The following is a 396-nucleotide window of genomic DNA, read 5'->3' as shown; positions in this document are numbered from 1 at the left end:
CGGGAGCAGTAAACACCCTGAAACGCCTGGAAGATGGCCGTTTACTGGGGGACAACACCGACGGTATTGGTCTTCTGAGCGATCTGGAACGCCTGGGATTCATTAAGCCACGCCAACGGATCCTGCTGGTTGGTGCTGGTGGGGCATCTCGCGGGGTTCTTTTGCCGCTTCTGTCGCTGGGATGCGCCGTCACGATCGTGAATCGCACCTATTCTCGTGCCCGTGAGTTAGCCACTCTCTTCGCCCATACCGGGAGCGTTAGCGCAAGGGAGATGGATACCTTATCTTATCCGGGGAAACATTCGATCTGATCGTCAATGCGACGTCCAGTGGAATAGACGGTGATGTACCAGCTATCCCGGCATCTATTGTCAACGCTGACGTATATTGCTATGA

General features: G+C 54.8%; 1 pseudogene. It reads left to right on the top strand.

Features of this window, described 5'->3' with window-relative positions:
• Nucleotides 1-311, top strand: a pseudogene (locus M3221_RS25745) (shikimate dehydrogenase); the annotation flags it as partial.
• Between the last annotated feature and the right edge of the window lie 85 nt (nt 312-396).

The sequence above is a fragment of the Domibacillus indicus genome (assembly GCF_023715895.1).
GTDB lineage: Bacteria > Bacillota > Bacilli > Bacillales > Domibacillaceae > Domibacillus > Domibacillus indicus_A.
Note: the sequence above shows the minus strand (reverse complement) of the source record. Positions and strands in the feature narration are given on the sequence as shown.